At 66.4% G+C, this 435-nt stretch carries 1 pseudogene; it reads right to left on the bottom strand.

Features of this window, described 5'->3' with window-relative positions:
* A pseudogene (locus tag FHR87_RS19040) lies at window positions 1-435 on the bottom strand (type VI secretion protein); the annotation flags it as partial.

The raw sequence follows: 435 nt of genomic DNA, 5'->3' as shown, positions 1-435 counted from the left end.
CCATCGGCGATGTAGTCGCCCGCGATGATGAGGTCTTTGCCCGTGTCGTCCCGTCCGCGCACGATCAAGTGGGTGTGCGGGTTGTCGGTGTTCCAGTGATCGACCGCCACCCATTCCAGCCGTGTGCCCAGGTCGGCTTCCATGCGGCCCATGAGATGCCGCGTGTAGGTGCGCAGGTCGTCCAGTTCCGCGCCATCCTCCGGCGAGAGGATGAAGCGGAAATGGTGCCGGTCGTCGGCGCAGCGTTCCTTGAAGGCGTCGAGGTCGGCAGCATCGGTCTGCGGCCCATAGGCTTGGCCTGGCTCGCCATCGCGGCCGGCGCCGTCGCGCTCGATGTAGCGCAGGTGCTTGGCGAGCGACTGCGGACTGGCCCGCTGCTGATTGACCAGCAGCGTCTTGATGGTCACGCGCCGCGACATGGGCGTGAGGTTCTCT

It is taken from the genome of Azomonas macrocytogenes (assembly GCF_014191985.1).
Lineage (GTDB): Bacteria > Pseudomonadota > Gammaproteobacteria > Pseudomonadales > Pseudomonadaceae > Azomonas > Azomonas macrocytogenes.
The sequence above is the reverse complement of the archived record's forward strand: the minus strand, read 5'-3'. Positions and strand labels throughout refer to the sequence as shown.